13 protein-coding genes are annotated in these 14,195 nt (G+C 29.0%); 6 read left to right on the top strand and 7 right to left on the bottom strand.

All coding sequences use genetic code 11. The annotated features are described in order from the left end of the window. The first annotated feature begins 33 nt into the window (after positions 1–33). The 6 genes from tpiA to bla all read left to right on the top strand — a co-directional run bounded on the left by tpiA (position 34) and on the right by bla (position 6,769). On the top strand, positions 34–783 hold the full coding sequence (gene tpiA / locus HALO113_RS12915) for a triose-phosphate isomerase (protein ID WP_159779414.1): 750 nt from the start codon (positions 34–36) through the stop codon (positions 781–783). Positions 784–908: 125 nt separating this feature from the next. Beyond that, entirely contained in the window at positions 909–1,988 is a 1,080-nt protein-coding gene (locus HALO113_RS12920) for a serine hydrolase (RefSeq protein WP_159779415.1), read from the top strand. Positions 1,989–2,050: 62 nt separating this feature from the next. Beyond that, the gene (locus HALO113_RS12925) at positions 2,051–2,851 is read left to right on the top strand and encodes a hypothetical protein (RefSeq protein WP_159779416.1); all 801 of its coding nucleotides are present in this window, start codon (positions 2,051–2,053) and stop codon (positions 2,849–2,851) included. Positions 2,852–3,030: 179 nt separating this feature from the next. Beyond that, positions 3,031–4,794 carry a carbohydrate-binding protein gene (locus HALO113_RS12930; protein ID WP_159779417.1) on the top strand — a complete coding sequence of 588 codons (1,764 nt, stop codon included), beginning with the start codon at positions 3,031–3,033 and terminating at the stop codon, positions 4,792–4,794. A 103-nt stretch (positions 4,795–4,897) separates the two neighbouring features. Continuing rightward, complete coding sequence (locus HALO113_RS12935) at positions 4,898–5,980, top strand: serine hydrolase (protein ID WP_159779418.1); 1,083 nt, start codon at positions 4,898–4,900, stop codon at positions 5,978–5,980. A 15-nt stretch (positions 5,981–5,995) separates the two neighbouring features. Continuing rightward, positions 5,996–6,769 (top strand): subclass B1 metallo-beta-lactamase, encoded by a 774-nt coding sequence (gene bla / locus HALO113_RS12940; protein ID WP_159779419.1) that lies wholly within the window; start codon positions 5,996–5,998, stop codon positions 6,767–6,769. Positions 6,770–6,875: 106 nt separating this feature from the next. Here bla and HALO113_RS12945 read toward each other — a convergent pair whose 3' ends face one another. From HALO113_RS12945 to HALO113_RS12975, 7 genes are all read right to left on the bottom strand, one after another. After that, positions 6,876–7,508, bottom strand: a complete 633-nt coding sequence (locus HALO113_RS12945; RefSeq protein WP_159779420.1) for a response regulator transcription factor — start codon at positions 7,506–7,508, stop codon at positions 6,876–6,878. Beyond that, positions 7,501–8,121 carry a sensor histidine kinase gene (locus tag HALO113_RS12950; protein ID WP_370519384.1) on the bottom strand — a complete coding sequence of 207 codons (621 nt, stop codon included), beginning with the start codon at positions 8,119–8,121 and terminating at the stop codon, positions 7,501–7,503. The genes HALO113_RS12945 and HALO113_RS12950 overlap by 8 nt, the downstream gene beginning before the upstream one ends. Positions 8,122–8,892: 771 nt before the next feature. Beyond that, positions 8,893–10,107, bottom strand: coding sequence for an intradiol ring-cleavage dioxygenase (locus HALO113_RS12955; RefSeq protein WP_159779422.1), 1,215 nt, complete (start codon positions 10,105–10,107; stop codon positions 8,893–8,895). Positions 10,108–10,177: 70 nt separating this feature from the next. Then, complete coding sequence (locus tag HALO113_RS12960) at positions 10,178–10,813, bottom strand: LytTR family DNA-binding domain-containing protein (protein ID WP_236554683.1); 636 nt, start codon at positions 10,811–10,813, stop codon at positions 10,178–10,180. Positions 10,814–11,391: 578 nt separating this feature from the next. Beyond that, positions 11,392–11,997, bottom strand: a complete 606-nt coding sequence (locus HALO113_RS12965) for a hypothetical protein (protein WP_159779423.1) — start codon at positions 11,995–11,997, stop codon at positions 11,392–11,394. A gap of 389 nt (positions 11,998–12,386) precedes the next feature. Beyond that, on the bottom strand, positions 12,387–13,118 hold the full coding sequence (locus HALO113_RS12970) for a hypothetical protein (protein WP_159779424.1): 732 nt from the start codon (positions 13,116–13,118) through the stop codon (positions 12,387–12,389). 164 nt (positions 13,119–13,282) lie between these two features. Further along, a complete protein-coding gene (locus tag HALO113_RS12975) occupies positions 13,283–14,017 on the bottom strand; it encodes a hypothetical protein (RefSeq protein ID WP_159779425.1) in 735 nt (244 codons plus the stop codon). Between the last annotated feature and the right edge of the window lie 178 nt (positions 14,018–14,195).

A 14,195-nucleotide genomic window follows, 5' to 3' on the forward strand; every position in this document is an offset into this window, starting at 1 on the left:
TACAAACTATATATACAAACTAAACTAGAAATAATGAGAAAAAATATTGTAGCTGGTAACTGGAAGATGCATAAGACGAATACAGAAACTTTGGCTTTACTAGATGAAATTTTATTAAAAAAACAGGAAACTAAGGCTGAAATTATTGTAGCACCTACTTTTGTAAATTTAAAATCTGCTCAAGACAAAGTAGGAGGGAAAGGCATAACAGTAGCAGCTCAAAATATGCATCAGGCTGAAGGCGGTGCCTTTACAGGTGAAATAGCGGCAAGTATGTTAACTGATATAGGTGTTAAAACGGTTATTTTAGGACATAGCGAGAGAAGAGCGTATTTTCATGAAACAGATGCTTTATTAGCAAATAAAGTTGATACTGCTTTAAAACATGAAATGCGAATAATTTTTTGCTTTGGAGAAGAGTTAAAGGATCGTCAGGCAGATAATCATTTTAATATAGTTGAATATCAACTAAGAGACGGGCTTTTCCATTTAGATAAAAAAGATTGGTCTAGTATTGTATTGGCTTACGAACCAGTTTGGGCTATTGGTACTGGTGAGACTGCTACACCAGAACAAGCTCAAGAAATGCATGCTTTCATAAGAAATTTAGTTGCAAAAGTATATGGAAATGATGTTGCGGATAACTTAACTATTTTATATGGTGGAAGTGTAAAACCTGAAAACGCAAAAGAGATTTTTTCTAAACCAGATGTAGATGGAGGTTTAATTGGAGGAGCTTCGTTAAAAGCGGATGATTTTTTAGCTATCGCAAACGGATTTTAAATAATTTTTTTTAAAATATCTAGAAACCCTTATTATTTCATATAGTAAGGGTTTTGTGTTGTTAAAAAATATAATATTGGTAACAAAAAAGAATTTAAAAAGTCTTATAAGAAACAATTTAACAAATGAAACATTTCCATCTATTTTATAGTTTTTTATTTTTTTGTAATGTTACACTAATTTTTAGTCAAGATAATGCATTTACAGGTTATGCTATTTCAACCGTTAATCAGGATAGTATTGTTACTATGGAAACTTATGGCTACGCTAATTATGCTGAAAAAAAATTATATGCTAAAAATACGATTCAGCCAATAGGTTCGGTAAGTAAAACTTTTATTGGCTTAGCATTGCTGATCGCTCAAGAAAAAGGAATGTTAGATTTAGACACCGATATTAACTCGTATCTTGATTTCAAAATTCAAAATCCGCACATTAAAAAAAACAATATCATTACATTGCGTCATTTAGCAACCCATACTTCTGGAATTATTGATAACGAAGCTATATATAATAGCATTTATACCTTCGAGAAATTACCCCAAAAAAGCCTTCACGATTTTTATTATACCCATTTTTATGTAAATAAAGAAACAGTAGCTACTTTATTCAGTAAAAATAAAGCAGGTAAAAGTTACTCTTATAGTAATATTGGAGCTGCTCTTGCCGCCTATATTGTAGAAAAAGTAAGTGGCCAACCTTTTAATGAATTCACTAAAGAGCATATTTTTATACCTTTACAAATGAAAAATACAGGTTGGTTTCACCATGAAATTAATCTAAATCAATTTTCTACGCTATATGACGAAAAAGACAATGAATTAGAGTTGTATTCTTATGATACGTACCCTGATGGTGGGTTAAAGACGACCATAACCGATTTATCACTTTATCTTATCGAACTTATTAAAGGATATAATGGAAAAAGTAATTTATTAAGTACCAAAGGCTGGCAAACCTATTTTTCTAAAAACTTTAATTCGTCAAGCTTGCAACCCAAAAACATAAAAGAAAAAGAGCCTAATATAGGTGTTTTTATCATTTATTTTAAATCGGGAATGATTGGACATACTGGTTCCGATTTAGGTGCGTCAAGTGTTTTAATGTTTGATCCCGATGAAAATAAAGGGGCTGTTTTTATGGCAAATGAAGACATTACTTCAGATAATTTAAACACTTTTAAAACGCTTTGGAAAATGAACTAAAACTTGAAATAATTTTATATTTCAACAAAGATTTTGCTTATTTTTAAAGCAAACATTCAAACATGAAAAACAGAATTGTATCATTTATTTTAATTTATTTACTATCGGCTTGTCAAACTAAAAATAAGAACGAAAATTCTTTAGAAGAAATTAAAGAAGATACATTTTCAACTACAATTGCTACGTATGAAAAAAATGAAAAAAAAGAAGTATTTTGGAAAGGATACATTAATCAATCTATTCCAATATTTTTACATTATCAAATAGAAGACAATATTGTAGTTGGTGAAATTTTATACCTTAATACAAAAGAAAAAAAACCTATAAAGATTATTGGAAACCTACTAGAAGATGATAATTTTCGTTTATTAGAATTTGACTCTTCTGGAAATATAACAGGAATTATTACTGCTACTGTTTCTTCTGAAAATCGTTTTGTAGGCGAATGGTTTTCACCCAAAAGTAGAAAGAATTATCCTTTAGATTTAACTATAAAAGATACAACTGTTGTAATACCTGAAATAAAAGTTAAGGATAAAAAAATCTTTGGTACTTACCGATATGCTTATAGTGAAGCGGGTTCTCAGGGAGAGTTTTCAATAGAAAAAATTAATGAAAAACAAGTAGCGTTTGAAATTTTTAGCGTTACAAGCGATCCAGCACGTAATATAGCTTCTGTAGAAAAAGACACTATTAATTTAATAAACAATAGTTTTATTTATAATATTCCAGATTCTGATGACTGTGAATTTAAAGTAAATTTCTACAAAGGTTTTGTTTCAATACATTATACTAAAGGATTTTGTTCTGGACAGTTTGGTCACAATGCGACAATTGAAGGTGTTTTCTTAAAAATAAATTAATTATTTGGCAATATAATGACATGTTTAAAAAAGGATTATTATTCTTATTTTAGACGTTTAAATTTTTATCAAACAAACAAACTCTAAATATGAAAACAAACAAACCAAAACTGTTGATTTTGCTAGTTATCTTCTGCAAAATCACGATTCTTGCATCACAAAATTTGAATCTCAAAATCATGTCTTTTAATGTGCAACAACCTTATAGTACTAATTGGGATGGAAGAAAAGCAAATGCAGCTTATATAATTAATACCACACAAGCAGATATAATAGGAACACAAGAGGCTGTAAATTATCAGCGAGATTATTTAATTCAACAAACGGGTTATGCATGGTTTGGTATAGGTCGAGATGGTGGTGACAATGGAGAAGGTTCTTGGATATTTTATAAAGGAGATAAATACAATTTAGATACAGCTAATTCTGGAAATTTTTGGTTGTCAGATACGCCTAATACACCTTCTCGATTTGGTGGAGCTTATAATCGAATTTGTACTTATGTACATTTAATTGAAAAATCATCAGGTAAAGGATTTTATCTGTTTAATGCTCATTTTCCAACTCCAGATTTACCTAATGAAAGACTCAAAAGTATGAAGTTACTTGCTCAAAGAATGGCTAATAGAGCCATACAATCTGATCCAGTATATCTTACAGGGGATTTTAATTCAAATGAAGGAGATTCTGTTACACTTTGGATGAAAAATGGCTCAGATAATCCTATTAAATGTAGAGATACTTACAGAGATGTTTTCCCTTCAGGCAATGTAGATACAGGATTTGGAACAAAATTTGATTATATTTATTGTGTGAATAATTCGAATTATTCTTCTCAAAATTCATGGGTTATTAAAACTCCTGTCGCTTCAGATCATTTTCCTATAGTAGCTCAAGTGCAATATGCTTTCCAAAACAATCCACCTTTACCCGTTACACACAATATTCCTGGTACAATTGAGGCAGAACAGTATGCGAGTCAATTTGGAACACAATTAGAAAACACTACAGATAGTGGTTTGGGGCAAAATGTAGGATATTTAGAACCAAATGACTGGATGGATTATAATGTTAATATTTCAGCTACAGATAATTATACTTTCGAATTGCGAATAGCAAGTATGAGTGCCAATGGACAATTGAATGTGTTTGTTGATGGGCAGTACAATCAAACTTTAAGTATGCCACTAACTAACGGATGGCAAAATTGGGAAACTATTATTAAAAGCATCAATTTATCTTCTGGCTTGCATACTGTTCGATTAGAAGTGGTAACAGGTGGTTTTAACTTGAATTGGTTCAAACTTACTAAGCCAAATTTTCCTCCTTCTGGTTTAGTTATTCCTGGAAAAATTGAAGCAGAAAATTATTCTTTTTCTTATGGAATTCAATTAGAAGATACTTCTGATGCTGGTGGTGGAAAAAATGTGGGTTATTTAGATGTAAATGATATTTTAGAATATAATGTTACAGTAGCAACTTCAAATAATTATAGCTTTGATATTAGGGTAGCCAGTCTTTCTTCTAGTGGTCGAATAAATGTTTTAGTAGATAATCAGATTAAAAAAACAATCGATTTACCAATTACTAATGGATGGCAAAATTGGCAGACACTTACAGAAATTATCTATTTGCCTCAAGGAGCGCACACCATAAAACTAGAAGTAGTTAGAGCCGGATTTAATTTAAACTGGTTTCACTTTACTGCTGCTTCTAATGTAAGGCAAAGTTTAGTTTCAAATGAAAAATCTTTAAATTCTTTTTATCCTAATCCTACTACTGATTTTATCTATTTTAACCAAGAATACCAATGGATTGTTTATGATCTTACTGGTAAAGAAGTAGCTAAGGGTCGTTCACAAATAGCCGATTTGAGTAGGCTAGATGAGGGTATCTATATGGTGCATTTTAAAGGAGAAAGAAAGAAGTTGATTATTAATTAAGATATTTTAGTTGTTTTAAAATAAATATGCTAAAATATTTAGATAAAGTAATTATGTACTTTTATTTTTGCTATTCTAATTTTTAATAAATTCTCAAGCAAATATGAAAAAAGTAATTTCAATTTTTGTTTTCTTACTTACTACTGTGTGTTTAGCTCAGAAAGCGACACAATTCGTTGATTCTGTAAGAATTGTATATAAAATACCTGAGCTAAGTTATGCAGTAGTAGATAGTAAAAAAGTTTTAGAAATACATGCGCTTGGAAAACATTCGATTTTATTAAATGATTCTGCTACTGTAAATGATCGCTTTCATCTTGGTTCCAATACCAAAGCAATGACTGCATTTATTATAGCTAAATATGTTGAAAAAGGCAAATTAAAATGGACTACTCGTTTCTTTGATTTATTTCCTGAATGGAAAAGCCAAAGTAGATTAGAATATGCAAATATAACTTTACAAGAATTACTCTCTCATAAAGCGAGAATTCAACCTTTTCAAGGAGAAAATGACCCCGAAATTCCAAATTTTAAAGGTTCAAAAAAAGAGAAAAGAATGGCATTTGGAAAATTTGTATTAACCACAGTACCAGTTGATATTGATGAAGAAAACCCTTTTGTGTATTCTAATGCGGGTTATACTTTAGCTACATTAATGTTAGAGAAAGTTACTCATAAAACATGGGAACAATTGGTAAATAAAGTTTTTAATAAAGATTTAAAATTAAATGTTCAATTTTCATGGCCAGAAAATCAAAAAAATAAAGATACTTGGGGGCATTCCTTTGAAAATGATGAACTAATTCCCGTTCCTTCAACGACCGATTATCATTTAGATTATACGGAACCTTCAGGAGATTTAAACTGTGATTTGAAAGATTACATACAATTTATTCAGCTTAATTTAAGAGGATTACAAGGAGAAGACAATTATTTAAAAGCTTCAACTTATAAATTTATACATAAAGGGATAGAAAATTATTCCTTAGGTTGGTATAATATTTATGAAAATGAAAAAGAATTGTCAACTCATTCGGGTACAGCTGGGACTTATTATACACTGGTACACATAGATAGGATTCAAAACAAAGCATATATAATTTTTACTAATTCTTATTCAATCGATACCAAAATGGGTGTAAGAATAGTAATGAGAAAATTAAAAGAATTTTACGAAAACAATTAATTTTTAAAGTACCCGATGAGACTTATATTTCAATTCTACTTTCTTGCAATATTTTCTTTTACAGTTATTAGTTGTAAATCTGAAAAGGAAGAAAAGTTTATGCCTAAAGAAATTTATAAAACGGAAACTTTAGTGATCGCTCAAATAGCTAAAAATTCGTACCAACATACTTCTTTTCTTCAAACGGAAGATTTTGGTTATGTTCCTTGCAATGGTTTAATTGTAAAAAATAATAATGAAACAATTGTTTTTGATACGCCTACTACAGATAAAGCCTCTAAAGAATTAATGGAATGGATTACAAAACAATTGAATTGTAATATAAAAGCAATCATTCCAACTCATTTTCACGATGATTGTTTAGGAGGTTTACAAGCTTTTCATGAACAAAAAATACCTTCTTATGCTTATTTTAAAACGATAGATTTAGCCAAAGCTAATCATTATACTGTGCCACAAAATAGTTTTAATGATTCTTTAAAGTTAAGCATAGGAAGCGAATTTATTATCGCAAAATTTTTTGGTGAAGGACATACTAGAGACAATATTGTAGGTTACTATCCTTTAGATAATATAATGTTTGGTGGTTGTCTTATAAAAGAATTAGACGCTACCAAAGGATATTTAGGTGATGCAAATACAGCAACATGGTCTAGAACAGTAGATAAGATTAAAAAAGAATACCCAAATTTAAAAATAATTGTACCAGGACATGGAACATTAGGTAATACAGAATTATTAGACTATACCAGTAAACTTTTTAAAGATGATGAGATTGAAAATAAATAATATTAGAGTAAGGAAATACAATAAGGCTACATATTTTAAGTACAGTAAAGCTTTATCAAGAATGTGAGTTTAAAAAAAATTAAATATAAAAAAACTAGATTGTATATCAAATTAGTCCATTCTCTTTAATAAAGTTTAACAATTCTACCACATTTTTTACTTGAAATTTAGATAATAAGTTTCTTCTATGTGTTTGTACTGTGAGATAACTTAAAAACAATTGATCTGCTATTTCTTGTGTTGATTTGCCTTCTTTTAACAATTGCAGAATTTCTTTTTCTCTTACTGTTAAGCGTGGAATTGCTTTGAAATCTTGAATTGTTATCTTATTTATTATTTTGTTTACTTCATCGCAAAAAGCTAGTTTACCTGCTATAGCATCTTCAATACATTTAGTAATTTCCTTCATGGATGCACTTTTTAAGAGATAACCATTTGCACCATTTTTTATCATTTGCATTACAATACTTCTTTCCGATTGACTACTTATGCCTAATACGATTATTTTTGGATGTATTTTTTTTAATTTGGTACAAATATCGATACCGTTATTATCAGTTAAGAAAATATCTAAAAAGATAATGTCTATAGAGGATAAATCAGTGTAACTAAAAATACAGTTTCCTTTATTAAAAGTTGCTTTTACATTAATATTATTTAAAGACGATAATAAATTTTTTAGCCCTTCAATAACTATTGGATGATCATCAACTATTAGTGTATTGTATATTTTATTCATGGTTTGTTTGAATGTGTAGTTCTATATTAAAAATTGTTCCAGAATTAGAAGATTTTAAGTCTAATTTACCGTTTAAAATAGCAATTCTATTTTGAATATTTTTTAAACCTAATCCTGTAAAATTATTCATATTATTTGGGTTGAACCCGATACCGTTATCTTCAAATGAGATTAAAAATAAATCATCATTTTGGCTACATTCTAAAAATATTTCATCACAATTAGAATGTTTTAAAGCATTAGATAATAGCTCTTGTACAATTCTATAAATTGTAATTTGATTAGATTCTTTTATGTTTTTTTGAATTTCATATGCAGAAAATGTTATTGGCATTTTTTCTGTTGCCATAGAAATGCACAAATCTTGCAATGCTAATTCTAGGCCTAATTTAAGAAGAGTTTCTGGTATTAAATTATAAGCGGTTTGTCTTAAATCGGAAATAGAATTGTTTAGATCAGTAGTAATTCTTTCTATTTCAAGCATTGGAATATCTTTTGAGGAAAGTTGGCTTATTTGCATTTTTAAAGAGGAAAGTCTACTGCCTATGCCATCATGTAAATCGCGAGCAATTCTTTTTCTTTCAGCTTCTTCACTTTGTATAACAGCTTGCATAATTTGCAATTCATTTTCTTTTTCAATAAATTTTAATTGCTGTTTGTAATTTGCCTCATTTTGTTTAGTAATCCATTTTTGGTTTTTTAAATATTTCCAAAGAAAGAATATCAAAGAGAGTAAAATAATTGAAATTAGGGCCAATATTAAATTGTATAATCTATTGTTTTTTGCTTTTAAATCGGCTTCATTTTTTTCTTTTTCAAGTAATAGTATTTTCTTTTCCTTTTCAGAAACATTAAATTTTTTGTCTAATTTTAATATTTCTTTACGGGTTTGACTCTCTACTAAACTGTCATTAATTTTTATATATTTTTTGCTATATATATACGCATTTTTATAGTCATTTAATTTTTCATAAGTAAATGATATTTCTTTATAATAATTTTTTTTATCGCCAGCTAATAAATTTCCATTTTCTACTAAATCAATTAAAAGTTGATTAGCATCTTTATATNAATTCTTAAAGAGAAAGAAATAGAACTTGAAGTTTATGAAGTATTAGCGAAGCTAAATATTTGATTTACCATCAAAAAAACATTATATCCCAAGTTATTTCCCCTAAACAACTGAAACGTTTAGCTTTTGTAAAAACGGTCTATTTAAATTTAAAAACTCGATTGTAAGCTATCAAATTTTAAAATTTTGAATTATATTTAAAAAACAAACTTCTTTTAAATGGATTTTAAAAGGTTGATTCTTATTTTTTTAGAGTTATTTTGAAAAAACAGTAGTTGTACAACTGTTACCTTTTTATATGTAGCTTTTTTTTCATTCGTGTTTTGGTTCATTAAGGTCAAAATAATTTCCTTTTGTTCTGTCCAAAACCTCTTTAATCAACTTAAAATTATGCTCTGTTGGTTTTAGATTTATATATTTATCAACGATTGTTCTGTGTTTGTATATAATAAAAGTGTTTTCAATACTCACATTTATTTTGTTGCGATTTGCTTCACTTTCTGTATCTGCAAATGAAGACACAAAAGTTAAAGCAATTTTTTTAAGTCCTAATTCATTACCGATTTTTTCTAACTCTATCTGTCGTGCCTGTTTATTGTAATTTTTTGAGTTCCCGTAAACAAAGTATGCTTTAAGATATTTTTCTCTTGATATACTTTCGTTGTCTAATTGTTTAAGCCATTTTTTGATTTCGTCCCAATTTGGATTTTTACCAACAAAATATACAATTCCTTGATAGCGTCCATATTTACAAACAGGGCAAGTCCTTGTTCCTTTGTCGGGTCCAAAGGCGTGAAATGGTATAAATGAAGGTTGGTCTTCTCCAATATTTAAACCCGATTGAATGTCTGTTTTGCTTTTAATAGGGTAATTGGGAATATTTAATCCTAATATAATATTGTGCTCTGCGATTTGAATGTTTCCGTCTAAAACAATTCTTAGTAGTTCTGTTCCTGCTCTGTCAAGTTTGCCATATTTCTTCTTATGGTTAAGATACAATGGGTCATCATCAAAATAAAGATCGGCAAAATATTCGTTAGTGATGTCTGGTTCTTTTACTGATAAATGAATATGCTGTGGAATATTATCATTAGGATAAGCAGTAGGTCTGCTTGTCTTTATTGTATAGTTGCCACTCTTGTCGGTCTTTACCCAACCTCTCAATGTACCGTGTTTCTTTGCTTGTTCAGGTGTTTCCTTGTTTGATGAATACAATCCGCTATCGTCAGTATGCCAATAATAGATGATGACATCAGATGCAGGTGTTTTGCCATCAATTTGAAAAACCTTTCCTGTTAGGATAAGTTTCTTTTTGCCTTTAATCCAACCATTACTTGTGTGTTCTGATAGAATTATTTTTGGTATTCCAACATACATTAGTTCACAACCTTCACAACCACCACCAACAAGTTTGTTCTCGACTTCTTTAATTTCAGCTTGATTGCTTTCAGATTTTGTCTGTCCGTTACAACTTGTCAAAAAATGGAATAGAATAATAAAACCCCCGATTTTAAATAATTGTTTCATTGTTAGATATTTTGACTGCTAAAATGTCTTTTATTTACCTTCTGTACAAATGAAATATAGTATGGTGAGTTTATTTTGTTTTGAGCTGATGGAAATCAGAGAATTTTGATTTGAAATTTTTAGCGTAGTTCCTGCTCAAACGTAATATTGTGTTATCTGAAAGTGTAATATCATAATCTCCATTTTTTCGAGATTCGATTGTCGAAATTTTATAGATATTCACCATATAAGATTTGTGAATACGGACAAACTGTTTATTGTCTAATTGCATTTCTAAGGACTTCAAAGTTTCAGTATGCAGATACTTTTTTTGTGAAATATAAATGCTAACGTAGGGTGTGTTAGCCGAAAGATAAAGAATGTCATTTACCTTTATCAATATTTTTTTGTTATTGGAGTCATTGATTAAAATTGAACTTATAAAATCTTGTTTATGAGTTATTGCTTCTACTTCTTTTTCTATCTGTGATAATTGGATTTTTTTATTAATTAGTGTAAACGCCAAAAATGAAAAGCCGTAAATAATTACCGATTTTATAAAATAAGCCGATAATCCAAAATTGAAAGTCTGCCAATAATCAAAAGTGTGATAGTAAAAAAAATTTGAAATAATCCAAACCAACGCAGGATATGAAAACAAATGACATATAATTGCCAAACTTACAAAAATTAATTTCAGATTTAATCTTTCTGTTTCCTGTATCATCTTTAAAATTAATGTCATTAAAGGCAGAAACAAAAGCCAATAAGAAGAACTGAACAGTAAAGATTCTGAAATGTAAAATGAACTGTTTTGGGATAAGGTAGATAAAAAATCCAATATTACGTTTGTAAAAATGAACAGCACTATACAAGTCACAAAAATGAAATTTGCCTTCTGTTTGTATTGAAAAATTTGATATGTCTGTTTGATTGTCAATGCGTTTTTATTTATAAAGGCTGTTCGGTTAGATTTGTAAATAACGTTTTCGAGCTTGATCTCAGTAGTGTTACATCAACACCAAACCATAACAAATATAAACTTATTTTAGAATATTCGGAGACACAAGCACAAAGTGTGAAATGGTGAAACAATTTTCGGAATAGTACAGAACAAGCCATTACTTGTAACCGTTGTGCTTGTTGTACAATTGCTGTTTTTCTATTAAATGCCTAATTTTATGTTTTTATAGAATCATAAAACTTGATTTAACGCTTATTATTTTTTAAAAATGATTGAAAATCTAGAATTATTGCATTTGATTAGTTGCGCAACAGCCACGCTTGTTGGCAGTTGTACTTTTTTTATCTTTTAAGAAATTCTGTTTCACTTCTAGATTTCAGCTTATTCTTTAATGCTAATATAGCTAAAACTAAAAGAATTATGTATCCAACTATAATTTTAAGACTTCCAAGATTTGAAATTATAAGTACAACTCCTGTAATACCTGGATTTCCGTGTCCAACAAGTTCGTATTCTACACCACTTTCAATTTGAATAGCCAAATATAGTGACCAAATAAAAATTCCGGTTAAAGTTAATAAAGCAAAAAGTTGTCCTTTTGCATAGTTTTTAATACTTGGAATTTCAGAACTATATTTTAAATTCTTGTTTTCACTTTTTATAAACTCAAAAACTTCGTTTTTAATGTTTTCATTGTCGATATATAGTTTTTCTTGTGAGTCTTTTCCAAAAAATATTTTGATATAATTTTTGCCTTTTTGGTTTTCTATTTGTTTAATGTATGAATATGGAATACTGAATAAATCTTTTAAGAAACTAAAATCAGTAGTTTCTGAATTCACTCGATTTAAATCATCTATTTTCGGATTTCCTTTATAGATTACTTTTTCTCGTATTAAAATCAGTTTGTTAGATTTTGATTCGTTTAACTTCCAAATTTTATTCATTTATTACATTTGTTTTTTAGGTTCTGTGAGTGTATTACCGCTAAAGTCAGTCTGTGAAAAAACTTCACAAATCTCTCCAAATATAACCAAAATAGTTGTTATAAAAGGCGAATTTTCGTGTATTTAATAATGTAACACATTCAAGGAATCTCCCGTAATCAGTTATATCTGTACAACTTAGAAGATAAAATTACCCCAGATAATCTTGTGCGCTTTATAGATGCTTTTGTGGGTTGTATTGATCTACAAAAGATAGGATTTACGCCCGTAATTTTAAAAAACAAACCTCGTTTAAATCACTTTAAATGAGGTCAATATTTTTATTTATTTAGAAAATTTAGCTTTTAGGAGAGGTTGTGCAACAGTTACGGCTGTTGGCAGTAGTATTTTTAATATTCAAATTCTATTATTTGATTCGATGGATTTGATGTTAAACTAATATCTTGTATAAAGAATGTGTCAACATTATTTTTCCATTTAAATATTCGCACTCGATTATTACCTATCGCAGTTGTAAAATTAAATGTTGAATTAAGACCCGTCGATTGTTCGTTTTTGCATAAGATAAATTGATTTTCAAATCCATATTCCACTCTATGTTCAAAACCAAAACTATCAGTTGGAACAATTGAGATATAATTATTTAGCTTAATTGTTAAATCGGTCTTATAAGGAATCTTAAAATTTGGTACGCTAATAATTTCATTTCTATTTTCAATACCTGGAATTATAATTTCTTCAATTTTTGGAACAATTTCTTGCAGTAATTCGGATGGTTTTAAATAATTAGCAGTTAAAGAATTTTCTATTTTCACTTTATCAACTAAAATTTGAAATTTTTCACTTGTCCCAAGTTCACTATCTTTTATAAAAGCTTGCATTTCATAATTCCCATTTTCATCGGTTTTAGTTTTCGCAATAACTCTTCTGTAACTGTAAGGAGCAAAGAAAACATATGAGAATGTTACTTCGACTCCTTCAATGCCAGAATTATCTGCTCTAAGAATTTTACCTTTAATTGTTGTGCAATTTCCATTGCAAACAGAATTAATGTCATCCTTTTCACAAGATGTAAATTGGATTATTAAAACAAAAGCCAATAGTTTAAAAAGTGTTTTCATTGTAACGTGAGGTTTAATATTACTGCCAACGGTTCGCAGCTAGGCGGCGCTGGATTTTATGTTTAATTGTTGTCCCCAAGTTAACATTTTAGTTTTTACAAGATTGAAGTTTTGAAACAAAATCCGCCAGTGACACCTAGGTACTGTTATAAGCCGTTTTATTGTCATGGCATCAAAAATATGTCAATAAGTAATTGGTTTTCAAGTCGCCATCGCAACCAACCCGTCAATGGATTTTTGCATTTGTCAATGTAATTTTGACAAGGTTCACCTTCATATGAATTATTTTCGTCATTGTAGAAACAATCATATCTCACTTTAATCCAATCACCTTTAATTTCTATTGGGCAAAACAACTCGTGTCCTTTAGGAATTGCCAATGAGTCTGCATTGTCTTCAGGTTTAATTCTTAATGTGTAGTTTTTTGAAATTACTACATTATCGTTTGTAAGCCTTCTTATTCCGAAAGATTGAGATATGTATTCGTCCCAAGTTTTGAAGTCATATTTCTTTGTCTTAGGTAAATATTTAATTTCGGAAAAGTTCACTAAAACCTTATATGTTTTTTCACTTTTTGCAATACACACAAAATGCATTATCCCATAGTCAGGCTTGAAAAATTTTGAGCATATATTTATTTTAGTTTCATCTTCATACATGTCCCAACTTGCGATTTTTTCGCTCAGCAAACTGTCATTATAAATTTCAAATTTTGGTGGTGCAATGATTAAACCAATACCTAGACTTGATACTTGATTGTCATAACTGAAATTTTTGTCTTGGTCGATTTGTTTGTTAATAGGTTGTGTTGAAAAAGTATCAACGGAGGAATTGTCAATGGTGTCAATTTTACTTTCAATGTTGTTACTTTTCTGTCCGCAAGAAAAGAAAAACGTCAAAATGAATATGGTTAAAAATTGTCTTATCATGGTCGTCTTAAAATGGCTTATAACGCCAGTCTGTGAAAAAACTTCACAAATTATTTTCAAATATAGTCAAAATAATTTCTTAAAAAGAAAGAAATAGAACTTGAAGTTTATGAAGTATTAGCGAAGCTAAATATTTGATTTACCATCA

It is taken from the genome of Flavobacterium sp. 9AF (genome assembly GCF_902506265.1).
Taxonomy (GTDB): Bacteria; Bacteroidota; Bacteroidia; order Flavobacteriales; family Flavobacteriaceae; genus Flavobacterium.

Excerpts from the sequence above, each read along its gene's own strand:
- HALO113_RS12945 (WP_159779420.1), bottom strand. The coding sequence starts at position 7,508 with ATGAATAAAATATACAATACACTAATAGTTGATGATCATCCAATAGTT.
- HALO113_RS12920 (WP_159779415.1), top strand. The coding sequence starts at position 909 with ATGAAACATTTCCATCTATTTTATAGTTTTTTATTTTTTTGTAATGTT.
- HALO113_RS12965 (WP_159779423.1), bottom strand. The coding sequence starts at position 11,997 with ATGAATAAAATTTGGAAGTTAAACGAATCAAAATCTAACAAACTGATT.
- HALO113_RS12955 (WP_159779422.1), bottom strand. The coding sequence starts at position 10,107 with ATGAAACAATTATTTAAAATCGGGGGTTTTATTATTCTATTCCATTTT.
- HALO113_RS12950 (WP_370519384.1), bottom strand. The coding sequence starts at position 8,121 with ATGCAAGCTGTTATACAAAGTGAAGAAGCTGAAAGAAAAAGAATTGCT.
- HALO113_RS12935 (WP_159779418.1), top strand. The coding sequence starts at position 4,898 with ATGAAAAAAGTAATTTCAATTTTTGTTTTCTTACTTACTACTGTGTGT.
- HALO113_RS12925 (WP_159779416.1), top strand. The coding sequence starts at position 2,051 with ATGAAAAACAGAATTGTATCATTTATTTTAATTTATTTACTATCGGCT.
- HALO113_RS12960 (WP_236554683.1), bottom strand. The coding sequence starts at position 10,813 with ATGATACAGGAAACAGAAAGATTAAATCTGAAATTAATTTTTGTAAGT.
- bla (WP_159779419.1), top strand. The coding sequence starts at position 5,996 with ATGAGACTTATATTTCAATTCTACTTTCTTGCAATATTTTCTTTTACA.
- tpiA (WP_159779414.1), top strand. The coding sequence starts at position 34 with ATGAGAAAAAATATTGTAGCTGGTAACTGGAAGATGCATAAGACGAAT.
- HALO113_RS12970 (WP_159779424.1), bottom strand. The coding sequence starts at position 13,118 with ATGAAAACACTTTTTAAACTATTGGCTTTTGTTTTAATAATCCAATTT.
- HALO113_RS12930 (WP_159779417.1), top strand. The coding sequence starts at position 3,031 with ATGTCTTTTAATGTGCAACAACCTTATAGTACTAATTGGGATGGAAGA.